Source organism: Methylobacterium sp. UNC300MFChir4.1 (genome assembly GCF_900110155.1).
Taxonomy (GTDB): Bacteria; Pseudomonadota; Alphaproteobacteria; order Rhizobiales; family Beijerinckiaceae; genus Methylobacterium.
On sequence record NZ_FOCS01000027.1, the window covers coordinates 1 to 21,220 of the forward strand.

17 protein-coding genes are annotated in these 21,220 nt (G+C 73.4%); 5 read left to right on the forward strand and 12 right to left on the reverse strand.

Translation table 11 applies throughout. The features are described from left to right. Nucleotides 1-1,077 precede the first annotated feature (1,077 nt). Nucleotides 1,078-2,052, forward strand: a complete 975-nt coding sequence (locus BMY19_RS25560) for a helix-turn-helix domain-containing protein (protein WP_100253337.1) — start codon at nucleotides 1,078-1,080, stop codon at nucleotides 2,050-2,052. 104 nt (nucleotides 2,053-2,156) lie between these two features. On the opposite strand, the gene BMY19_RS25565 is transcribed toward BMY19_RS25560, so the two are convergent. The 8 genes from BMY19_RS25565 to BMY19_RS25600 all read right to left on the reverse strand — a co-directional run bounded on the left by BMY19_RS25565 (nucleotide 2,157) and on the right by BMY19_RS25600 (nucleotide 10,730). Next, the gene (locus BMY19_RS25565; protein ID WP_100253338.1) at nucleotides 2,157-3,875 is read right to left on the reverse strand and encodes an FAD-dependent monooxygenase; all 1,719 of its coding nucleotides are present in this window, start codon (nucleotides 3,873-3,875) and stop codon (nucleotides 2,157-2,159) included. After that, entirely contained in the window at nucleotides 3,872-4,444 is a 573-nt protein-coding gene (locus BMY19_RS25570) for a MarR family winged helix-turn-helix transcriptional regulator (protein ID WP_100253339.1), read from the reverse strand. Before BMY19_RS25570 ends, BMY19_RS25565 begins: the two co-directional genes overlap by 4 nt. Nucleotides 4,445-4,585: 141 nt before the next feature. Further along, on the reverse strand, nucleotides 4,586-5,638 hold the full coding sequence (locus BMY19_RS25575; RefSeq protein WP_100253340.1) for a DNA polymerase III subunit delta': 1,053 nt from the start codon (nucleotides 5,636-5,638) through the stop codon (nucleotides 4,586-4,588). Nucleotides 5,639-5,804: 166 nt separating this feature from the next. Then, on the reverse strand, nucleotides 5,805-6,527 hold the full coding sequence (tmk, locus tag BMY19_RS25580; protein ID WP_091977642.1) for a dTMP kinase: 723 nt from the start codon (nucleotides 6,525-6,527) through the stop codon (nucleotides 5,805-5,807). A 10-nt stretch (nucleotides 6,528-6,537) separates the two neighbouring features. Beyond that, on the reverse strand, nucleotides 6,538-7,782 hold the full coding sequence (locus tag BMY19_RS25585; protein WP_100253341.1) for a D-alanyl-D-alanine carboxypeptidase family protein: 1,245 nt from the start codon (nucleotides 7,780-7,782) through the stop codon (nucleotides 6,538-6,540). A 183-nt stretch (nucleotides 7,783-7,965) separates the two neighbouring features. Next, nucleotides 7,966-9,318 carry a septal ring lytic transglycosylase RlpA family protein gene (locus BMY19_RS25590; RefSeq protein ID WP_100253342.1) on the reverse strand — a complete coding sequence of 451 codons (1,353 nt, stop codon included), beginning with the start codon at nucleotides 9,316-9,318 and terminating at the stop codon, nucleotides 7,966-7,968. Nucleotides 9,319-9,775: 457 nt separating this feature from the next. Beyond that, nucleotides 9,776-10,099, reverse strand: coding sequence for a ribbon-helix-helix domain-containing protein (locus tag BMY19_RS25595; RefSeq protein ID WP_020095560.1), 324 nt, complete (start codon nucleotides 10,097-10,099; stop codon nucleotides 9,776-9,778). Continuing rightward, the gene (locus BMY19_RS25600) at nucleotides 10,083-10,730 is read right to left on the reverse strand and encodes a ParA family protein (protein WP_012318487.1); all 648 of its coding nucleotides are present in this window, start codon (nucleotides 10,728-10,730) and stop codon (nucleotides 10,083-10,085) included. The genes BMY19_RS25595 and BMY19_RS25600 overlap by 17 nt, the downstream gene beginning before the upstream one ends. 372 nt (nucleotides 10,731-11,102) lie before the next feature. Here BMY19_RS25600 and BMY19_RS25605 point away from each other — a divergent pair, with 372 nt between their 5' ends. Both BMY19_RS25605 and BMY19_RS25610 read left to right on the forward strand, forming a co-directional pair. After that, on the forward strand, nucleotides 11,103-11,663 hold the full coding sequence (locus tag BMY19_RS25605; protein WP_020095561.1) for a PAS domain-containing protein: 561 nt from the start codon (nucleotides 11,103-11,105) through the stop codon (nucleotides 11,661-11,663). Between the two features lie 106 nt (nucleotides 11,664-11,769). Further along, nucleotides 11,770-13,407, forward strand: a complete 1,638-nt coding sequence (locus BMY19_RS25610) for an acyl-CoA synthetase (protein ID WP_056524616.1) — start codon at nucleotides 11,770-11,772, stop codon at nucleotides 13,405-13,407. Between the two features lie 43 nt (nucleotides 13,408-13,450). Here BMY19_RS25610 and BMY19_RS25615 read toward each other — a convergent pair whose 3' ends face one another. Beyond that, a complete protein-coding gene (locus BMY19_RS25615) occupies nucleotides 13,451-13,636 on the reverse strand; it encodes a hypothetical protein (RefSeq protein ID WP_056524620.1) in 186 nt (61 codons plus the stop codon). Nucleotides 13,637-13,921: 285 nt separating this feature from the next. Between BMY19_RS25615 and BMY19_RS25620 the strand changes: the two genes are divergently transcribed. After that, entirely contained in the window at nucleotides 13,922-15,259 is a 1,338-nt protein-coding gene (locus BMY19_RS25620) for an alpha/beta hydrolase (protein ID WP_100253343.1), read from the forward strand. 229 nt (nucleotides 15,260-15,488) lie between these two features. After that, nucleotides 15,489-17,735 carry a TonB-dependent siderophore receptor gene (locus BMY19_RS25625; protein WP_100253344.1) on the forward strand — a complete coding sequence of 749 codons (2,247 nt, stop codon included), beginning with the start codon at nucleotides 15,489-15,491 and terminating at the stop codon, nucleotides 17,733-17,735. Between the two features lie 154 nt (nucleotides 17,736-17,889). Here the strand turns inward: BMY19_RS25625 and BMY19_RS25630 are convergent, their stop codons facing one another. The 3 genes from BMY19_RS25630 to BMY19_RS25640 are packed head-to-tail and all read right to left on the reverse strand — an operon-like array spanning nucleotide 17,890 to nucleotide 21,145. Beyond that, a complete protein-coding gene (locus tag BMY19_RS25630) occupies nucleotides 17,890-19,449 on the reverse strand; it encodes a PhnE/PtxC family ABC transporter permease (RefSeq protein ID WP_100253345.1) in 1,560 nt (519 codons plus the stop codon). Beyond that, entirely contained in the window at nucleotides 19,449-20,165 is a 717-nt protein-coding gene (locus BMY19_RS25635) for an ATP-binding cassette domain-containing protein (RefSeq protein ID WP_100253346.1), read from the reverse strand. The genes BMY19_RS25630 and BMY19_RS25635 overlap by 1 nt, the downstream gene beginning before the upstream one ends. 5 nt (nucleotides 20,166-20,170) lie before the next feature. Beyond that, on the reverse strand, nucleotides 20,171-21,145 hold the full coding sequence (locus BMY19_RS25640) for a putative selenate ABC transporter substrate-binding protein (RefSeq protein WP_244527071.1): 975 nt from the start codon (nucleotides 21,143-21,145) through the stop codon (nucleotides 20,171-20,173). Nucleotides 21,146-21,220 lie beyond the last annotated feature (75 nt).

Sequence of the window (21,220 nt, forward strand, 5' to 3'; positions counted from 1 at the left end):
GGGATCCGATCCCCGCGGCGCCCCGCGGCATCGACCGGGCATGGTCCCCGGCCGGTGCCGTCTGTCTCGTCGCGGCGTCTCCGACGTCCCGGTCCTGCGACTCCCCGTGAGCGGTCTCTGTCGAGGTGCAGGCACGCCGTGCCCGCACCTCCGGAACCCGCATCGGCGCCGTGGCCTTCCAGCCGTCCCCCGCCTCGTAGTGGGCGGGTCCGCAGGTCGCTCAGGGTCGGCCCAGAGGCGGGTCGGCGCGGGGGCATTTCCTCACCCCGCCGGGCAGAGTGCCGCCCGGTCTCACGCCCGCGTCCGAGGCACGCCCCGCACCGGTCCGCCGCCCGAGGCGATGGCGGCTGAGAGCCACCGACGCGGGCGCCGCCCCGTCCCCGGACCCGCACGGTCAGCCACCGGGCGGGCCCCCGAAGGACGGCCCGGGATCGCTCCCGGGCCGCCGCGGACAGGTGCGGTCAGGAAGCACAAAATAGGAACATTGTCAAGGCAAACTGAGCCGCTCGCCGCTGTCGACGCGCACCTCTCCGTCATCGCGAGCGCAGCGAAGCGACCCAGGGCGGCGCACCATCGGCAAGGTCGCGCTGCTGGATTGCTTCGCTCCGCTCGCAAGGACGTCGGTGCCGAGAAACCATCGGCCGCGGGCACCGTCACGTGGGCCGAACCCTGCCGGCGTTCCGTCGCGCTTCCGGGTCGGTGCACCACGCACGGCCGTCATCGACGTCACATCGGCCCGGAATGCCGAGCGCCAGCGGACGCAGATCCGCTCGCTAAGTCATTCTCGGAGCTTGAGCGACGCAGGAGCGTGACATATGAGCGATTCGAATCGGTATTGCCGGATCTTTGCCGATGAAATGTCTATAGAGATTAGACTTATGGCCGTACACGGTTCGATATATTGCGAATAACAGAGACAACAAGTCGATTATTGCTGAATTGGTCGATCGAATATGGGGGCGATGTGATCTATCTGTTGTCGATGACTTGTCTTCAGGTCACGCTCCGGGGCATCCGGCTCCGCGCAACGGACGGGTCCTCCGGAGGCCGCGCGCCGGCGCCTCTCCGAGCGGCCTGATGCGCCGGGTCTTCTCGACGGCCGGGACACATCCCCGGACGCGCTTCAAGCTCTGGCAGGAGGTCGTCGCCGAACGGATCGGGCCGATCGAGCAGCGGCGGCGCGCCGACGGGCCGTTCGCGGGCGAGATCGAGATCGGCGCCGTCGGCCCGCTGACCTTCAGCCGGATCACCCAGAGCGCCCTCACGACCACGATCACCGCCGATACGGTCCGGCGCCGGCCTGACGGGCTGATCCGCGTGAACTTCCGTCTCGCCGGCGCGTCCACCTTTCAGCAGCACGGCCGCGAGGCGGTGCAGGGGACGGGAGACCTCACCGTCATCGACCATCACCCGGGCGTGCTGGACGCGCGCACGGATGGCCAGACCCTGGTCATGGCCCTGCCGCGGGAGCGCCTCGAGGGCCTGCTCGGACCGGCCCGGCTGTTCGCGGCCCTGACGATGCCCGCCGGATCGGCCACCACCCGCCTGGTGACGACCTTCTTCGGGGATCTGCTCCGGGTGAACCGGCAGCTCTCCCCCGAGGCGGCGGAGCGCATGGCGACCATCGGTGTGGATCTGATCGTGGCCGCGCTCGCGGATCGGATGGCCCGGGAGGTGCCGCATTCCCTGCACGGCAGCGTCGTGGTCCAGCGCGCCAAGGCCCATGTCGAGGTGAATCTCGGCGACCAGACCCTCGATCCGCCCCGGCTCGCCGCCGCGATGGGCGTGTCCCTGCGCCGGCTCCAGGAGCTGTTCCACGAGCGCGGCCAGCACATCTCCGACTGGATCTGGGAGCGCCGCCTCGCGGCGGCGGCCAGGCGCCTCTCCGATCCGGTCAGCCTGCACCGCCCGATCGGCGTCGTGGCCTACGAGTGCGGCTTCGCGAGCCAGGCCCATTTCGCCCGGCGCTTCAAGGACCGCCACGGCCTGTCGCCCCGCGCCTACAGGGAAGCCGCGATCCTGCGCCTGTCCGGCAGCCGGCCGGATCCGTGAGACGCCGCGACTCCGGTGCCGGTCGCGGGCGGCCGGGACGCGGCGCCGGGACGAGGGGCGGAGCCGTGCCCCGGGGCACGGCTCCGACGTCGCGGCCCCCGCCCTCACCCGGCGCAAGCCGCCTCCGGCCGCACCGCTTCCCCGGCCGCGCGCCCCGCCGCGTCGAAGAGCGCGCGGCAATACGCGATCAGGCGGTCGGTCCGGTCCGCGCCGCTCCGGAAGGCGATGTGCCCGTCCGGGCGCACCAGCACGAGCGCCGGCCGGCCCTCCAGCCCGTAGGCACCGTGTGCCCGGCCGTCCAGATCCGACAGGACGGGCACCTCCGCCGCCGCGATCAGGGGGCCGGCGAGGACGAGCCGCGGACGCAGCCAGGGCCAGGGCGCCACGGCCCGGACCGCCTCCAGAAGGGCGGGCGCCGCCTCCGGCGACCGTCCGTCGAAGCACAGGAGCGCCCAGCCCGTCGTCCATCCGTCCGGGTTGTAGAGGAACGGGAACAGGCGCGTGCGCACCCCGTCCCGCGTCACCGGCGCGTCCGGCGCGCGCTGGCCCGGCTTCGGCCCCGGCCGCAGCAGGTGCGTCAGGTTCGCGAGGCCCGACAGGTGATCCGCGTTCAGGAGGCTGCCGGGATAGGCGACGCCCATCTGCTGCATGTCGTCCGTCCCCTGCAGCAGGGAGCCCAGGTTCGGCAGCGCCTTCGCGGCCAGCCCCAGCACCGTGTCGGTGACGGGGCCGCGATAGACGGTCCACCGGAACCCGCGCACCTGCTGGGCGCTCAGCCGGGCGTGCTCGCCGCCGCGCTCGCCGTCGTAGGAGTCGAGGATGGCGGGCGCCGCCTCGCCCCGCAGGGTCATGGCCAGCCGCCACGCGATCTCGACCGCGTCGTGGAGGCCGGCATTCATCCCCTGGCCGCCGATCGGCAGGGACAGGTGCCCGGCATCGCCCGCCAGGAACACGCGGCCCCGCGCGTAGCCGGGGGAGACCCCGTAGGCGAAGCGGCTGTGCGTCAGCCATTGCGGGTCGCTCAGGGTGAGGGTCTCGTCGCCGGTGACCTCCCGGGCGAGGGCCTGGATCTCCGCGAGCGTCGGGTCGCGGTCCGGCACGCCGGCGTCGTCGGCCAGGAAGAACAGCCGGTGGTAGCCGCCCCAGACCGGCATGATGCCGGCGAAGCCGCGCGGGTAGTAGAAGAACCAGAGCTGGTCCGGCTCGGACCCGCGGCGCCAGGACAGCCGGGCGTCGACCTGCCGGTTCATGCAGCCCGCGAGCCGCTCGGGCTCGAAATCCAGGCCGAGCCGGGCGCGGACCGTGCTCCGGGCCCCGTCGGCGGCCACGCAGTAGCGGGCGCGCAGCCGCGTCTCCGGCCCGTCCGCGCCCCGCCGGAGGGTCACGGTGACGCCCGCCGCGTCCTGGTCGATGCCGGTCACCGTGCAGCCCCGGTCCAGCCGGCCGCCGCGGGCCTCGAACGCGTCGGTCAGGGTCCGCTCGATCACGTCCTGCCCGCTGTAGAGGACGTCGGGATAGGGGCTGGCGACGTCGGCGATGGGGATCGGCGTCGTCGGCGCGCCGTCGACGAAGAAGTTGATGGTGCGGACCGCGTAGGCGTTCTCCGCCAGGGCGTCGCGCAGGCCGATGCCGGCGAGCAGCTCCTGCGGGCGGGCCCAGAGATTGTTGGCCCGCGAGTACGCCCTGACCTCCGCGCGCTGCTCCAGGATCAGGCACGACACGCCGTGATGGCGCAGGGCGCAGCCCGCGGTCAGGCCGACGGGGCCCGCGCCGACGACGATCACGTCGGCGTCGTAGCCCGGGGCGGCGTGGGCGTCGGTCATCGGTCGGTCTCCTGTCGGGTTTCCTGTGGGGTCTCGTGCGGGGTCTCGTGTGGCGTCTCCTGCCGGGCCTCCGCGGCGATGGACGCGATGGCGGCGTGGGAGGCGCCGATCCGCCGCTGCAGGCCCTGCAGCAGCGCGGCGGCGGCCTCGACGGCCTCGGGCGCGAGGCCCTCGGTGAGCCCGTCCGACCAGAGGGCGTTGCGCGCCATCGCCTGCCGGTAGGCCTCCGCGCCCCGCGGGGTCATGGCGACGAGGGGTGCGCGGCGGTGGTGGGGGTTGGGCGCGAGCCGGATCAGCCCGTCGGCCCGCATCTCGCCGACGAGGCGCTGCACCGACTGGCGGGCGAGGCCCATGTTGCGGGCGATGTGGGCGACGGGCAGCGGCGCCGGCGCGAGGGCGATGGCCCCCAGCACCTGCCAGCGGGCGCTGGTGAGCCCGAGATCCTGCACCAGCGTGTCGCCGGCCGCGAGCAGGTCGCCGTTGAGGCGGAACACCGCGACCACGAGGTCCGACAGGGCGTGCCGGGTCCGGTCGCGGTCGCGGGCTGTCCGAGGCGGGTCGGGCTCCATGGGGCACGTCCTGGCGGCAGGATATTGTCAGAATGACAGTATGCTGTCATCGCCCGGACAACGGCGCCGGCGCCGGACGGTTCCACGCCGGCGGCGGGCCGGATCCGGATGTCTGATACGGGGATGGGTGCCCGCCGGGCCCTAAGCCACCGCCGCGAGATCCCCGAACAGCGACAGCACGACCGGGCGCCGGTCGAGGTTGTAGATCGCCGCCTCCCGGGCGGCGCGGCCGAACCTGTCGGCGACCTCCACCAGGGCCGCGAGGCGGGCGGGGGGCTCGTCCCGGCGCCGGTCGATCTCGGCCGAGACGAAGCGCAGCACCGCGTCCTGGGCGGCCTCGAACCGCGCCTCGGCGTCGCGGCCCGCCAGGGTCTCGGCGAGCTTGAGCACCCGGCCCCAGTCGGGCGTGCGCGCCCGCGCCAGCAGGGTCTCGATCTCGGCTACGAGGCCGGCGGTGACCGGATCGAGCATCGCGAGCGCGCGGGCGACCGAGCCCTCGCACTGGGCCAGCGCCCGGGCCAGGGCGGTCTCGTCGGGCTGCGCGAAGGGCTCGGGCAGGCCGCGCACCACCCGGGCGACGTCCTCGGCCGGGAGGGGGCGCAGCATCAGCGCCCGGCAGCGGGAGCGGATGGTCGGCAGCAGCCGGCCGGGCTGGTGGGACAGGATCAGGAACAGCGCGCGGGGCGGCGGCTCCTCCAGCACCTTCAGCAGCGCGTTGGCGGCGTTGGCGTTCAGGTCCTCGGCGCTGTCGAGGATGCAGACGCGCCAGCCCGAATCCGCGGCCGTCGAGGCGAACAGGTCGAGGGCGCGGCGCACGGCGTCGACCGAGATCTTGGTCGGCAGCGTCTTGGCGCCGGCGCTCCGGTGGCGGCGCAGGACCACGAGGTTCGGGTGCGACAGGCCCGCCACCTTGCCGAGGACGGCGTCGCCCGCCGGCATGGCGAGGCCCGCCGGGCCCCCGCCCCCCGGGTAGGCGAGCAGGCGCCGGGCGACCCGGTAGGCCAGGGTCGCCTTGCCGATGCCGGGGGCGCCGCCGATCAGCCACGCGTGGTGCAGGCGCCCCGCCGCGATGGCGGCCGCGAAGGCGTCGGCCGCGGCCGCGTGGCCGACGAGCCCGAGGGTCTCGCGCGGGCGCGGGATCCCGGCGAGGTCCCCGGGCTCGACGTCGTCGGCGGCGCGGTCGGTGGGCTTCACGGGGCGGGTCTCACGGGGCGGGCTTCACGGGCGGGCTTCATGGAGTGGGTCTCACGGCGCGGGCCGGCGGGCTCCGATCTGGGCGGCGCGCCCGCGCGACTGCTTACACGGCCGCCGGCCAGGATGGGACCGGTCGGGCCGGGACCGGCCACGCCCGTACGGCCGCTCACGCGGCGTCGCCGCTCCGGCCCGCCCCCGCCGGCCGGTCGGGCAGGAGCGCCGGCAGCCGGGACGCGACGGCGGCGCGGATCGCCGCCTCGACCGTGTCGGGATCGCGGGACGCGTCGATCACCGCGCAGCGCCCCGGTTCCGCCCGGGCGATCGCCAGGAAGGCCTCCCGCAGCCGGACGTGGAAGTCGAGGGCCTCGGCCTCGAACCGGTCGGCCCCCTGCCCCGTCCGGGCGCCGCGCCCGGCCGCGCGGGCGAGGCCGGACTCGGGGGCGAGGTCGAGGATCAGGGTGAGATCGGGCCGGGTCGGGCCGACGACGACCCGCTCCAGGGCGTCCACGAGCCCGGGATCGAGCCCCCCGGCGGCGCCCTGGTAGGCCCGGGTCGAGTCGATGAACCGGTCGCACAGCACGGTCTCGCCCCGGCGGAGCGCCGGGCGGATCAGCCGGTCGAGATGGTCGATCCGGGCGGCGCTGAACAGCAGGGCCTCCGCGAAGGGGCCGTAGGGCTTGGCGACGCCGTCGAGCAGCGCCGTGCGGATCTCCTCCGCCCGCGGCGAGCCGCCGGGCTCGCGCGTCACGCAGACGGGCCGCCCCGAGCGCGCGCGCAGGGTCGCGGCGAGGCGGGCGATCTGGGTCGACTTGCCGGCCCCCTCCCCGCCCTCGACGGTGATGAAGGTGCCGCCCGCCCCGGCGGGATCCCCGGACAGCGGCCCGGTCACGCGCGCGCCGTCACGACGGGTTGGCCGCCCCGGCAGCACCCTTGTCCCCGCCCTTGTCGGTTCCCTTGTCGGTTCCCTTGCCGGCCCGGTCGAAGGCCTTGCGGACGAGGCCGGTGCCGAATTCCAGCGCCGCGTCCATCGCCCGCTGCGACAGGGTGCCGGGCTCCACCGCGGCGCCGGCGAAGAGCGGCTGGTCGAGGGCGACGGTGTCGCCGCGCTGGACGCGCAGGATCCCGACCCGCTGGCCCTCCTCCACCGGGGCGATGAGCGGCCCGGTATAGATCGCCCTGGCGCTGACCCGGTCGCTGGAGCCCCGCGGCAGCAGCACCCGCACGGGCTTCTTCGCCACCAGCGGCACCGAGCCCGACTGGCCGCCGAACACCGAGGCCTCGGCCACGGTCTCGCCCGGCGCGAAGACCTGCCGGGGCTCGAAGGCGCGGAACCCCCACTCCATCAGCTTGCGCGACTCGGAGGCGCGGTCCCGGGCGGTCTTGAGCCCCGAGACCACCAGCACGAGCCGCTGGCCGTTCTGCACCGCCGAGCCGGTGAGCGCGTAGCCGGATTCCTCCAGGTAGCCGGTCTTGAGCCCGTCCGCGCCGATGTCGAGGGCGAGCAGCGGGTTGCGGTTCTGCTGGCGGATCTTGTTCCAGGTGAACTCCTTCTCGGCGAAGATCTTGTAGTAGTCCGGGTAGGTGTCGATGATGTGCAGCGCGAGCTTCGCCATGTCCCGGGCCGTGACCTTCTGGTCGGGCGCCGAGTAGCCGGTGGCGTTGCGGAAGGTCGAGTTCGTCAGCCCGATCTCCTTGGCGCGCTGGTTCATCAGCCCGGCGAAGGCCTCCTCGGAGCCGGCCATGTTCTCCGCGATGGTGATGGCCGCGTCGTTGCCTGACTGCACGATCAGGCCGCGCAGCAGGTCCGCCATCTTGATGCGGCTGTTCACCTGCGCGAACATCGACGAGCCGCCGCCCCCGGCCCCGCCGCGCTTCCACGCGTCCTCGGTGACGGTGAACTCCGTGTCCATCGACAGGCGGCCGGATTTCAGCGCCTCGAACACGATGTCGGTGGTCATCAGCTTGGCCATGCTGGCCGGCGAGAACCGCTCGTCGGCGGCCTTCTCGAACAGGACCGAGCCGGAATCGGCGTCGATCAGGATCGCGTGCGGGGCCACGGTCTGGAAAGTCTGCGCGGCGGCGGCGGCGAGGCCGGCGCCCAGCGCGCAGGCGGCCGCGAGAAGGGTGAGAAGGGGTCTGCGCATCACCGTTCCGTCCCGCGCCTGCCGTCGGGCCGGAAGCGTCCCGCCCGTATCCCAATAACAAGCGTGACCATATTACGGTTTCGGCGCCGGATCGAATGCGAAATGCCGCATCGGCCGCCACATCGGCCGCCACATGGGCCGCCGGACCCGTCGGGCGGCCGCGGGTCGGCCCGGGCGCCGCCGTCAGTAGATCCCGGCGAGGCGGGCGTGTCCCGCCTTGCCGGCGGTCTTGGTGGCCGGCCCCTTGGCGGCGGGGGCCTTGGGGGCGGTCTTGGCAGAGGTGGTCGCGGAGCCGTTCGCGGCCGGCGCACCGGCCTTCGTGGCCGACGCCCTGGCCGGCACCGCGGCGAGGCGCGCCATGGCGAGCTTGGCCGAGGCCGGCATCGCGGCGGGCATCGCGGCCGGGGACGCGCCGTGCGGCGCGGAGGACGGGCCCGACGACGCCTTGGCGAGCTTCACGGTCCCGGGCGCCGGGACCGCCCGGCGATGGACCTCGGCGAGGGCCGGGCCGGCCTTCGGGCCGGCCTTCCCGGCGGCATGACCGTGCGCCGGCGGCGCGGCCGGGGCGAGGCCGGGGGTGTGGGCCGGGTTGAGACCCGCGACCTTCAGGGTCCCGGCCCCGAGGCCGCCCCTGGCGGCGACGGCCGGCACCGGGGCGGGCCGGAACTCGCGCACCCGCGACGCGGTGGGCTGCACGGCCGCCGGGACCGTCACGGCGGCCGAGGCCAGCACGATCGGCGCGCGCACCGGCGCCGCCCGCTCGGGCCGGGCGGCCGGGGCCTCGGCGGGCGCCTTCTCGGCCTCCTCCGCCTCCTGGGCGGGTTTGAAGGCCAGCGCCGGGGCGGAGCGCGTGTAGCGCTCGGTGTCCTCCGTCGGGCCGAGATCGGCCACCATCACGGTCGAGCGGCCGGCGGGCCGCCCGTCGGTGCGCAGGCTCGCGAGGAGCTTGCGGTCGTCGCTGCCGGCCACCGAGGCCTTGCCGACATACTCGACGCGCACCCGCGCGGTGCCCCTGCGGTGAAAGCCCAGCGCTTCGGCCGCATCCTCCGACACGTCCATGACCCGGCCGGCATGGTAGGGGCCGCGGTCGTTGACGCGCACCAGCATCGAGTAGCCGTTCTCGAGGTTCGTCACCCGGGCGTAGCTCGGCAGCGGCAGGGTCGGGTGGGCGGCGGCGATCGAGTGGCGGTCGAAGACCTCGCCGTTGGCGGTCATGCGGCCGTGGAAGGCCGAGCCGTACCAGGAGGCGAGCCCCTCGCGCACGTAGCCGCTCGGATTCTCCTTCGGCACGTAGGTCTGCCCGGCCACCACGTAGGGCTTGCCGGTGTAGCGGCGCCCGCCGCCCTTCGGGATCACGTCGCCCTCGTTGTAGAGGCGCGGGCTCGCCTTGACCCCGTATTTCGGGTCGATCCCGTTCCCGGCGGCGAGCTTCTGCTGGGGCGAGGTCGCGCAGTTGGCCGTGGCCAGGGCCACGCCCGAGACGGCGATGAGCCGCAGGGCGAGGCGCGCCGGCCGGGGAAGCGTCGTGCGCACCATCGTGGGGTTCACCAAACTCTACGCGTGAGCGGGGCCCGACCGGACCGGAGCCGGCCGCGTGCACGGGGCCGCGATCGGTCCACCCAGATTTGTAGCGGTCGCGTAAAGGAAGCCTGAACGATGGGCTGCGGCCGGGTTCAGGAAGCGGGCCGCGCGGCCGGTCGGTTCTCGAGCATTGCGCGCGGATCGACGGGCAACATCTTGTTCGGGAACGGATTTTTCAAATTCTTACTGGCGCGCCCGTCCGACCGCCCCCGGGCGCGGCGCTCCACTTTTCCGTGTGGGAGCGGGGCCAGGATCGCGATGGCTCGGGACCGAGCCGGTGCGGAGGCCGCGGCCGCTTGATCCGCGCCGGCCCTCCGCGGCGCCGCGGTCCCGGAGGGCCGGAAGGCGCCGCGCGCAGCAGCGGCACGCTCCGGAGCGGCCGCGCCGCCCCGGGTTCGAGCCCGGTCCGGCCTCAGCGGGACTGCGTGTCGGTGAGCTGCCCGATCGACTGGGCGCCGCGCTGCTTGAACAGCAGGTCGAGGCCTTCCAGCATCAGCGCGTGCATCTTGGTCCGCTCGGCGTAGGCGAGGTCGCGCAGCTGGTCGTAGACCGGCGGCTCCAGGTAGACCGACATCTGGCGGGCGCGCTGCTTGAGCGTGGCCGCCTGCTTCGGCGCCGGGGGCGCGAGGGTGAGCGACACGATCTCGGCGCCCTGCGGCCGGGCCGCCTGGGGCCGGGCCGGCGGGCTCGCCGAGGCCACGATCGCCGCGAGGCTGAGCTTAGGCGGCTTGGACATGCTGGCCCGTCCTCAGGGACTGCGTGCGGCGCTCGATCCACGACCAGAGGCGGCGGACCTCGCCGGCGGCCTGGCCCTTGGGGTTGAACTCGGTGACGCCCTGGCCGAGGCCGATCGCGTCCTGGTGGTCGGTGCGGGCGACGATGTTCACGTCGGGCAGGATGCCGAGCACCGCGAGCCCGTCCGCGGCGTCGCGGACCCGGTAGGAGCGCGGCGGGGTCTGGTTCAGCACGAAGGCGAACTTCTTCTCCAGCCGGTAGACGGCGGCCAGGGTCGGCTTGAACGCCCGCAGGTCCGCGGGGGTCGGCCGGCACGGGATGATGCACAGATCCGCGGCGCGGATCGCCGAGAGGGTGCCGGTGGAATCGACGCCGGGCGTGTCGATGAACACGTAGTCGTAGGCGGAGTCGCGCAGGCGCTCCATCACGGCGTCGATCTGGGTGGCGTCGATCTGCGCCACCTCGGGACCGTCGGCCGTGCGGTGGTCCAGCCAGTCGGAGATCGTGGCCTGCCGGTCCATCTCCAGGATGCAGACCGTGTGGCCCGCCTCCCGGGCGGCCACCGCCAGGGAGATGCACAGCGTGCTCTTGCCGCTGCCGCCCTTCTGCGTGACGAAGGTGATCGCTTTCATCCCGGGCGTCCTCCAGAAGGCCCCATGCATCCGTCCGGGCGCCCGCAACTGCCGGTCGCCGCGCCGTCTGTGCCAACCTCAGGTATGGGATTCGCGGCGTGCCGCGATCCTGTGACCCAAGGATGTCGGGGCACAGGTTGGGGTCGACATGGTTAACGAGCCGTTAAGACAACGGTCCCTCGCGGATATCCCCGCCCAGTGCGGCAGCAGGACAGCAGTCTAAACTTCAAGTTAAGATTCTTGGCATATAGAGGGTTAACAGCCTTTCCAGCGACGCCCGGATACCGTAGCGTGAGCGCGGGTGAGACGAGGAGCTTGGTGGGGGTGAAAACCTCAAGTTTAAAGACAAGGATCGCCCCATCGAGGAATGGCATGTCCGAAGCCCCGATCCCGCAATCCATTCTGGAGGCCTCCGGCGTCGTGGGCACCTGGGCCCACGATTACTGGGCGGGGCAGCTGGCGCTCTCGGCCCCGCTCGCGGATCTGCTCGGCCTGGACCCCGAGGCGGCCGCCGCCGGCGTGTCCCTGGAGGCCTTCCTCGACCGCACCCATCCCGAGGACCGCGTCCGGATCGAGAGCTATCTCCACGCGGTGGCCGAGACCGGCGGTCCCGTCGAGGCGGAGTTCCGCACGAAGGACACCCGCACCGGGATCCGCACGCTGCTGATGCGCGGCCGGATCGAGCGCGACCCCGCCGGCGGGGCGACCCGCGGGCGCGGCATCGCCATCGACCGCACCGAGGAGCAGGCCGCCAACCTCGTGCAGAGCGAGCGGGTGGTGAACCGGATGGCCGAGCACGTCATCGCCCTGCGCGACCTCGCCCGCGCCCTGCACCGGCCGTCGCTGACCGACCGGATCGAGCACCTGATGATCGAGATCGGCTTCGAGCTCGCCCGCTTCCTGCCCGAACCCGAGGACGAGCCGCGCCACTGAGCGCGCCACTGAGAGCGCGACGGGGCGCGGAAGCCCCGCCGGGCCGATTGATCGCGCCCGTTCCGGCAAGCTACTGTCCCGGCAACACTTTGCCGGGAGGACGGGGATGGCCCGCGACACGATCTACGACCGCGACCTCGACCGCGTCCCGGCCAACCACCAGCCGCTGACGCCCCTGCTCTACCTGGACCGGGCCGCGCGGGTGTTTCCCGACCACGTCGCGGTGGTCCACGGCCCCCTGCGGCGGCCCTACCGGGAGGTCTACGCCCGGGCCCGCCGCCTCGCCTCGGCGCTGGCGGCGCGCGGGATCGGCCGCGGCGACACCGTGGCGGCGCTGCTCGCCAACACCCCCGAGATGATCGAGTGCCACTACGGCGTGCCGATGACCGGGGCGGTGCTCAACACCCTGAACACCCGCCTCGACGCCGACGCGATCCGCTTCTGCCTGCAGCACGGCGAGGCCAAGGTGCTGATCACCGACCGCGAGTTCTCCCGGACGGCCGCCGGGGCCCTGGAGGGGCTGGAGCCCAAGCCCTTCGTGATCGACGTCGACGATCCCGAGTACGACGGCCCGGGCGCCCGCCTGGGCGCGACCGACTACGAGGCCTTCCTGGCCGGCGGCGACCCGGAGCACGACTGGCGGCTGCCGGACGACGAGTGGGACGCGATCACCCTGAACTACACGTCGGGCACCACCGGCGACCCGAAGGGCGTGGTCTACCACCATCGCGGGGCGGCGCTGCTGGCCCTCGGCAACGTCATCACGGGCGGCCTCGGCCAGCACCCGGTCTATCTCTGGACCCTGCCGATGTTCCACTGCAACGGCTGGTGCTTCCCCTGGACCCTGTCGATCGTGGCCGGGACCCATGTCTGCCTGCGGCAGGTGCGGGCCGAGACGATGTACCGCCTGATGGCCGAGCACGGGGTCACGCATCTCTGCGGCGCGCCGATCGTCATGCAGATGCTGATCAACGCCCCCGATGCCGAGCGCCGCGACCTGCCCCGGCGCGTCGCCTTCTTCACCGCCGCGGCCCCGCCGCCGGAGGCGGTGCTGGCCGGCATGTCGGAGGCCGGGTTCGACGTGACCCACCTGTACGGCCTGACCGAGAGCTACGGCCCGGCGGTGGTCAACGCCTGGCACGCCGACTGGGACGCGCTGGCGGCCGACCAGCGGGCGGCCCGGAAGGCCCGCCAGGGCGTGCGCTACCCGGTGCTCGAGGCCCTCGACGTGCGCGACCCGGAGACGCTGGAGCCGGTGCCCGCCGACGGGGCGACGATCGGCGAGGTGATGATGCGCGGCAACGTGGTGATGCGCGGCTACCTCAAGAACCCGGCGGCCACGCAGGCCGCCTTCAAGGGCGGCTGGTTCCGCACCGGCGACCTCGGGGTGAAGCACCCGGACGGCTACGTGCAGCTCAAGGACCGCTCGAAGGACATCATCATCTCGGGCGGCGAGAACATCTCGTCGATCGAGGTCGAGGACGCCCTGTTCAAGCACCCGGCGGTCGCCGCGGCCGCGGTGGTGGCCAAGCCCGACGCGAAGTGGGGCGAGACGCCCTGCGCCTTCGTCGAGCTCAAAGCCGGCGCGACCCCCACGGCCGACGAGCTGATCCAGTGGTGCCGGGGGCGGCTGGCCTCCTACAAGCTTCCCCGCCACGTGGTCTTCGGCGAGCTGCCGAAGACCTCCACCGGCAAGGTGCAGAAGTTCATCCTGCGCGAGCGGGCCCGGCAGGACGGGGCCTGAGCCGCGCCCGGCCCGGCACCCGTCGATCGGAGCGGCGGGCCGGTCAGGCCTGCGGCGGATCCCGGCGGTCGACGCGCACCGGCACCGGCACGGGCTTCGGGGCGGACCCGGCGTCGCGGAGGTCGGCCAGGATCTGGGCGACGAACGCCTGGAGCGACACGAGGCTGAACAGGGTGATCGACGCGACCAGGGCGGCGGAGACCAGGGTCTTGGCGGTTTCGGGATCCACGGCGGGAGTCCTTGGCTTCGCCCCGCCGCGGGCGATCCGGGCGGGGGGCGCCGCTGTGGCGCCGGTGCCTCCCCAAAGTGGGCGCGCCGCCCGCGCCGCGCCAGCGCCGCCGCGGTCGCGCCTGGCATGCGCGGAGGGCCGGGCTCGGCCGCGATCCCGGTCGCCGCGACGCTTCGTCCGGCCGGGGATGATCGCGCGGGACCGTGCAGCTTTCCTGGCTGGTGGAACGTTGCGTTTCCCGCAATAAGCGCCGGCGCGGAGCGGCGCGCATCCGGGAGAGACGGCATGGCCGGCAGCGGCATCGCGGGCGGCATCGCGAACGGCACCCGCGCGGCGCTGCTCGCCGTTCAGGGGCTGATCCTGGCCGCCGGGCTGGGGGCCGGGCTGGTTCCCGGCCCCGCCCGGGCGCAGGGGCCCGTCCCGGCCCAGCCCGCGCCCCAGCCCGCCACGCCTCCGAACGCCCCGCCCCGGAGCGCCGCGCCCGCGCCGGGAGCGCCGGGAGCGCCGCCGCAGGCGGCGGAGCCGGGCCTGGCCGAGCCGGTGACCCGCGCCGGCTACTTCTACATCGGCGGCCGCTACCAGAAGCTCGGCGACAAGACCGTGATGGTCGGCCAGATGTTCGTGCAGTCACGCACCCCGGCCCGGGTCACGCAGCCCTACCCGGTGGTGATGGTCCACGGCCTCGCCCAGACCGGCGTGAACTACCTCGCGACCGCGGACGGCCGCCCGGGCTGGGTGCAGCGCTTCGTCGAGAAGGGCTACCAGGTCTACGTGGTCGATCAGGTCGGGCGCGGGCGCTCGGGCACCAACCCGGAGGTCTACGGTCCCTACGACCGGCTCGGCACCCGCAGCCTGGAGCGCACCCACACGGCGCCCGAGGTCTACGACCTCTACCCGCAGGCCAAGCTCCACACCCGCTGGCCGGGCGGGGCCGGCGTGCAGGGCAACGCCGCCTTCGACCAGTTCTTCGCCAGCCAGGTCCCGTTCCTCGCCAACAGCCAGCAGACCGAGGAATGGGTCGACCCGGCCCTGGTGGCGCTGCTGGACAGGATCGGGCCGGCGATCCTGCTCACCCACGGTCAGGCGGCCCTGTTCGGCTGGGCGGCCTCGGACGCGCGGCCGGACCTCGTGAAGGCCCATGTCGCCGTCGAGCCCAATGGCCCGCCCTTCTTCGACGTGCAGTTCCGCGGCGGCAAGGAGTTCTGGGAGAAGACCGGCGACGGGCGCGCCCGCGCCTACGGGCTGACCCGCATGCCGCTGACCTTCGACCCGCCGGTCCGGGCGCCCGAGGACCTGACGGTGGCGCAGGCGGCCAAGGGGTCCGATTCCAAGTCCGACAGGGCGGCGGACGGGCGGATCCGCTGCTGGCTGCAGGGCGAGCCCGTCCGGTCCCTGCCGAACCTCGCCAAGGTGCCGGCCGTGGTGGTGACCGCGGAGGCCTCCTTCCACGCGACCTACGACGACTGCACCGTCGCGTTCCTGACCCAGGCCGGCGCCAGGCCGGACGTGGTCCGGCTGGCCGACCGCGGCCTCCACGGCAACGGCCACATGATGATGCTGGAGACGAACAGCGACGCCGTCGCGGACGTCCTGGCCGGCTGGCTCGCGGACCGGGTGAAGTAGCCCCGCGGGACCGCCCCCCGCCCCACCACCGATACGTGTCGCTACGGCAACAGGCGTCGCCTTCCGCGTGAAGGCCGCTTGCGGCCGCGTCCGGCTGCCCGTAGTCCGGATGAAGAAAGATCAAGTTTTACAGTACTTTATCACAATTCTAAACAGCGCGGCCGAGACGCCGGGGTGGGTCCCGGCGCGCGCGGTCGGCTGCCCGCAGCGTCGCATCCGGCAAGAGACCATGAGAGCCGTCCACCCCCTCCCCGGCATCACCCTGCGCGCCCTGCTCGCCGGGGCCTCGCTCGCCGTGCTGGCGCAGGCCGCGCCGAGCCTCGCCCAGGACGCGTCGCGCCGCGGCGGCGCCGGCCCGACCGCCGGCGGCAGCGTGCAGCTCGAGGAGCTGAGCGTCACCGGCCAGGGCGGCAGCCCGGCCTCCGCGGTCCCCGCCGGCGCGCCCGTGCGCGGCGCGGAGAGCCCGACCGGCCCGATCGACGGCTACGTGGCCCGGCGCTCGGCGACCGCGACCAAGACCAACACCCCGCTGATCGAGACGCCGCAATCGATCAGCGTCGTGGGCCGCAAGCAGCTCGACACCCAGAACGCCCAGACCCTCACCCAGGCGACCCAGTACGTCGCCGGCACCTACGCGGGCACCTTCGGCGCCGACACGCGCCTCGACTTCTTCCAGCTCCGCGGCTTCGTGGTCAGCGATTACGGCCTCTACCTCAACGGCCTGCAGCTCCTGAACTACGGCTTCGCCTACAGCCGCGTGAACACGTTCGGGCTGGAGCGCATCGAGGTGCTGCGCGGCCCCTCCGCGGTGCTGTTCGGCGCCGGCAATCCCGGCGGCCTGATCAACCAGATCAGCAAGCGCCCGACCGAGACCCCGTTCGGGCTCGTCGAGGTCGGCGGCGGCTCCTTCGACCAGCGCTACGCCGCCTTCGACGTCGGCGGCCCGGCCGACGCCGAGGGCCACTGGTTCGGCCGCCTGACCGGCTACGCCCGCAACGGCGGCACGCAGGTCCAGGGCGCGCCGGACGACAGCTACTACATCGCCCCGGCCTTCACCTATAAGCCGGACGGGTCGACCAAGTTCACGGTCCTGTCGAGCTTCCAGCACGACAACACGGCCGTGACGGCGAACTTCCTGCCCTATTACGGCACGGCCCGGCCGACCGTGCTCGGCCTGCGCATCCCGCGCTCGCTCAACGTGGGCGATGCCGGCTTCAACACCTTCCGGCGCGACCAGGCCTTCATCGGCTACGAGTTCGAGCACGTCTTCGACGACACCTGGGCGGTGCGCCAGAACGCCCGCTACGGCTACACGCAGAGCTTCCAGAACTCCTATATCGGCCAGCTCGGCTACACCGACCCGCTCCAGACCCAGCTCGGCCGCTACCTGTTCCGGGATTCCGCCAAGATCGCGCAGCTCGACGTCGACACGCAGGCCGAGGCCAAGTTCTTCGACGGCTTCTTCCGCCACGACTTCCTAATGGGCGTGGAGTACCGGAACTTCCAGATCCACGACAACCAGGCCTCGGGCTTCCCCGGCCCCGACCTCAACATCCTCGCGCCCTCTTACGGCCCGCAGGCGGTCTCGGCCTCGCCCTACCTGATCAACGCCAACTCGTTCCAGCAGGTCGGCCTCTACTTCCAGGACCAGATCAAGCTCACGCCGGAGCTGACCCTGATCCTCGGCGGCCGCCAGGACTTCGTCCAGAACACCGTCTACGACCGCCTGACGCCCGCCAACACCAACGGCCGCAACGACAGCGCCTTCACCTACCGGGCGGCGGCGATCTACAACTTCGACTTCGGCCTCGCGCCCTACATCATGTACGCGACCTCGTTCCAGCCCCAGATCGGCGTGGACATCAACAACCGCACCTTCAGGCCCGATACCGGCGATCAGGTCGAGGGCGGCGTCAAGTTCGAGCCGCCCGGCCAGGGCTACTTCCTGACGCTGGCGGGCTTCGACATCCACCGCAGCAACGTGCTCACCCCCAACCCGGTGAACACGATCTTCCAGACGCAGGTCGGCGCGGTGCGCTCCACCGGCTTCGAGGCGCAGCTCGTCGCCAACGTCGCCGACGGCCTCAACCTCGTGGCGTCCTTCACCAAGTTCGACTTCACCACCGAGCGGGATGCCGATCCGGTGCGGGTCGGCAAGACGCCGGTCAACATCCCCCAGACCCTGGCCTCGCTGTTCGCCGACTACACCATCCCGCTCGGGCCGTGGCGCGGCTTCGGCTTCGGCGGCGGCGTGCGCTACGTCGGCAGCTCCTTCGCGGACGTGGCCAACACCCTGCGGGTGCCCGACTACGTGCTGTTCGACGCGCAGGTGCACTACGATTACGAAAACTGGCGCTTCCAGGTGAACGCCTCGAACCTCGCCGACCGGCGCTACGTCGCCTCCTGCCAGTCGAACGTGTCGTGCTTCTACGGCGACGCCCGGCGGGTGCTGGCGAAGGTCAGCTACAAGTGGTGAGGTAGCCCGGGCGGTTCTTGTTTGCGGCCGCCCGCAGCATGGTGACCAGCCCCGTCATCGCGAGCGCAGCGAGGCGATCCAGGGCAGCGCGACATCGGCGGGCGTGGCGCTGCTGGATTGCTTCGCTCCGCTCGCAACGACGGCGGCGCTCCGATCAGCCGTCCGCAGTCTCCGCCCCGGTGATCGGCTGCGGCCCGGAGAGCCGGGTCGGCAGGGTGTCGATCCGCAGGGACCGGCGGAGCGCCCGCGAGAACGCGTCGACCGCCATCGTCACCAGCGCGGTGGCGGCGATCAGCACCAGGGCCACGTCGAGGCGCAATTCCGAGATCGCGGCGTCGACATAGAAGCCCAAGGTCGTGACCCCCAGGATGCCGAAGATCGCGCTCTCCCGCAGGATCAGCTCCCAGCGGTAGAGCAGGTAGGCCAGGAACTGCCCGTAGAGCCGCGGCACGGTCTCGTAGGCGTAGAGGTCGAGGCCCCGCGGCGCGTCCGCCCGGTAGGGGATCGCGTCGGCGTGCCGGCCCATCAGGTAGGCGACGATGCCGGCATTGTGCAGGGCCAGCGCCAGGATCGCCGGCAGCATCGAGGGGCCGAGCAGCTGCAGGGCGACGTAGGCCAGCATGTATTCCGGCGTGGAGCGCACCACCACGAGGAGCGCCCGCCCTAGCGGCCGCCCGATCGGCCCGGCGAAGCGCCGCGCGGTCAGCGGGAACAGGACGAGCGCCCCGAGGGCGGTGGCGGCCAGGGCGATCTGCGCCAGGATCAGGGTCTGGGCGGTCCCGGGCAGGACCTGCTCGGTCAGGATCGGGCGCAGCCACGACCAGAGCCACGCCCAGGTCTCGGGCTCGGCGAGCGGCGCGCCCCGGAGCGGGGCCGGCACGACGTCGTGGCCGAGGAAGCGGGCGAGGCTCGGGCCGATCGCCGCGCTGCCGACGGTCGGCGGCAGCGCCAGCACGGCGCCGACGAGGAGGAACGGCAGGGTCCGGGCGCGCACCCAGAGCCGGCGCGTGCCGATCAGCGCGTAGAAGATCAGGAGCAGCGCCCCGGCCTCGGCGTAGCGGCCCTGGCGGAAGGCGGATTCGAAGGCGAAGCCCATGGTCGGCAGGCCGATGAAGCCCAGCACGAGGCTGGAGCGCAGGCCGCATTCGAGGCGATAGAGGGTGTAGTCGCGCATCCGTCCGGCCACTTCGGGCAGGCGCGCGTACAGGAAGGCCGAGACCGCGCCGGTGCCCGCGGGCAGGACGCGGAGCGCCGCGAGGTCGGCCTCCTCGATCAGCTCGGCGTAGACCTTGGCGCAGATGCCCGCGTAGGGCAGCGCGATGGCGAGGACGCCGGTGGTCGCCGACAGGCCGAAGACCTGCATCAGCAGCAGCGCCCAGAACAGCTCGTGGACGGCGCGCAGGCCCGCGCAGGCGAGCCGGACGGCGCGCGAGCGGGCGAAGGGGACGGCGAGCAGCAGCCCCGTCCCGGCCCCGAGCCCGACGCCGAGCATCGCGAAGGCCACGGTGTAGAGGACGCTCCAGCCCTCGACCGCGAGAAAATCGGGCCGGATCAGGCCGCCCAGCAGCCGGGCGAGGTCGGCGAAGGGATGGAGGGTCGTGACCTGCAGGTCGGCGACCAGCAGGCCGGCGAGCGCCGCCGCCAGGAACCAGCGGCTCACCGCCGCGTAGCCCGGCCGCGGCAGGAACCCGGCCTTGCCGGCGAGAGCGCCCATCAGGCGGCCTCGTAGAACGGGCTGAGCCGCGCCGGGTCGAGGCCGGCCGAGGGCGCGTCGAGGACGATCCGGCCGGCCTCCAGCACCACGATCCGGTCGGTGTGGGCGAGGGCCAGGGCCACGTCGTGGAGCGCCAGGATCAGGGTCTCGTGCCCGCGGGCCAGCTCGGTGAGGATCCGGCCGCCCTGCTGGCGGTCCAGCGCCGAGACCGGCTCGTCCGCCACCAGGATCGGCCGTCCGTTGTAGAGGGCGCGGGCCACCGAGACGCGCTGCTGCTGGCCGCCGGAGAGCTCCCCGGCTCGGTCCCAGAGCCGGTCCGCGAGCCCGACCCGGTCGAGGACCGCCGCCACGGCGGCGACGTCGGCCCGCGCCGGCCGGACCAGGGTGCGCAGGTTGTGCAGGGTCGAGCGCCGGTCGAGGCGGCCCATGTAGACGTTGTGGAACACCGAGAGCGGCCGCACCAGGGCGGCCGCCTGCGGCACCAGGGCCACCCGCCCGGGGGCCTGCCCGTGGATCAGGCCGATCAGGGTCGACTTGCCGGCCCCCGAGCGCCCCATGAGCGCGACCCGCTCGCCCGCCCGCACGGTCAGGTCGAGGCCCGACAGAACCGGGCGCCCGTCATAGGCCGCGGAGGCGTTCGCCAGGACGATGGCCGCGCCGGACCCCGCGCCCGACTCGTCGCCCGACTCCTCGCCGGCTGCCGCGCCGCGCGACACGCGCGTCAGTCCAGGAGGCCGGTGGAGCGTCCGACCTCGACGAGGGGCTCGTAGGCCGCGTTGGTCACGGGGATGAACTTCGAGCGCCCGAACGGCTCCAGGATCGCCGGGTCGGCGATGCCGGTCAGCGCGGCCCGCAGCCTGTCGGTGAAGCCGGCGCCGTAGGTCTGCTCCACGTCGCCCCGCACGGTCCACTGGTAATCGGGGAAGGTCGGGCTCTCCCAGATCACCGAGACGGCCTTCGGGTCGACCTTGCCGGCCTTCGAGTCGAGGTCCCAGACCGAGTAGTCGACGGCGCCGACCGCGAAGGCGCCGGACTGGACCAGCTGGATCGTCCGGGTGTGGTCGCCCGAGAAGCCGACCCGGGCGAAGACCTGCTCCGGGGTCTTCCCCGGGAAGGCCTGCCGGACGAAGTACTCGGGCATCAGCCGCCCGGAGGTCGAGGCGCGGGCGCCGAACGTGAAGGTCCTGCCCGCGACGGCCTTCGGGAAATCTTTCTCCGGCTTCAGCCCGGTGGCGGCGTTGGCGATGACGTAGGTCTTGAACGCCGCGTCCTCGGCGCCCTGCGCGATCGCCTGGGAGCCCGGCACGGCCTTGCGCGCCTGGACGCCGGTGAAGCCGCCGAACCACGCGAGCTGCACCTGCCCGTTGGTGAAGGCGGTGACCGCCGCCGGGTAGCTCTTCACCGGGATGTAGCGCACCGGCACGCCGAGCTCGGCCTCCAGATAGGCGGCGACCTTGCCGAAGCGCTCGACCAGCCGGCTCTCGTCCTGGTCGGGGATGCCGGTGAAGACGAGGGGCGGGAGCGCCTTCGCGGCCGGCTTCTCCTGCGCCCGCGCCGGCCCGGCGGCGGCCAGGGCCGCCAGGACGCCCAGGGCGAGCCGCCCCAGCCAGCCCGGTCCCGGCTTCGATCCCGACCTCGATCCCGGCTTGGAGCCCGGCTTGGAGCCCGGCTTCGATCCCAGCGTCGATCCCTGCATCGCGTCCTCGTGGCACCACGCCCACGCACGGTGGGCTCGCAACACGGCGGGCGTAGCAGAAGACGCCGCGCGCGC

Coding starts and splice junctions, on each gene's coding strand:
- BMY19_RS25560 (WP_100253337.1), top strand. CDS start 1,078: ATGCGCCGGGTCTTCTCGACGGCCGGGACACATCCCCGGACGCGCTTC.
- BMY19_RS25565 (WP_100253338.1), bottom strand. CDS start 3,875: ATGACCGACGCCCACGCCGCCCCGGGCTACGACGCCGACGTGATCGTC.
- BMY19_RS25570 (WP_100253339.1), bottom strand. CDS start 4,444: ATGGAGCCCGACCCGCCTCGGACAGCCCGCGACCGCGACCGGACCCGG.
- BMY19_RS25585 (WP_100253341.1), bottom strand. CDS start 7,782: ATGCGCAGACCCCTTCTCACCCTTCTCGCGGCCGCCTGCGCGCTGGGC.
- BMY19_RS25590 (WP_100253342.1), bottom strand. CDS start 9,318: ATGGTGCGCACGACGCTTCCCCGGCCGGCGCGCCTCGCCCTGCGGCTC.
- BMY19_RS25595 (WP_020095560.1), bottom strand. CDS start 10,099: ATGTCCAAGCCGCCTAAGCTCAGCCTCGCGGCGATCGTGGCCTCGGCG.
- BMY19_RS25600 (WP_012318487.1), bottom strand. CDS start 10,730: ATGAAAGCGATCACCTTCGTCACGCAGAAGGGCGGCAGCGGCAAGAGC.
- BMY19_RS25605 (WP_020095561.1), top strand. CDS start 11,103: ATGTCCGAAGCCCCGATCCCGCAATCCATTCTGGAGGCCTCCGGCGTC.
- BMY19_RS25610 (WP_056524616.1), top strand. CDS start 11,770: ATGGCCCGCGACACGATCTACGACCGCGACCTCGACCGCGTCCCGGCC.
- BMY19_RS25620 (WP_100253343.1), top strand. CDS start 13,922: ATGGCCGGCAGCGGCATCGCGGGCGGCATCGCGAACGGCACCCGCGCG.
- BMY19_RS25625 (WP_100253344.1), top strand. CDS start 15,489: ATGAGAGCCGTCCACCCCCTCCCCGGCATCACCCTGCGCGCCCTGCTC.
- BMY19_RS25630 (WP_100253345.1), bottom strand. CDS start 19,449: ATGGGCGCTCTCGCCGGCAAGGCCGGGTTCCTGCCGCGGCCGGGCTAC.
- BMY19_RS25640 (WP_244527071.1), bottom strand. CDS start 21,145: ATGCAGGGATCGACGCTGGGATCGAAGCCGGGCTCCAAGCCGGGCTCC.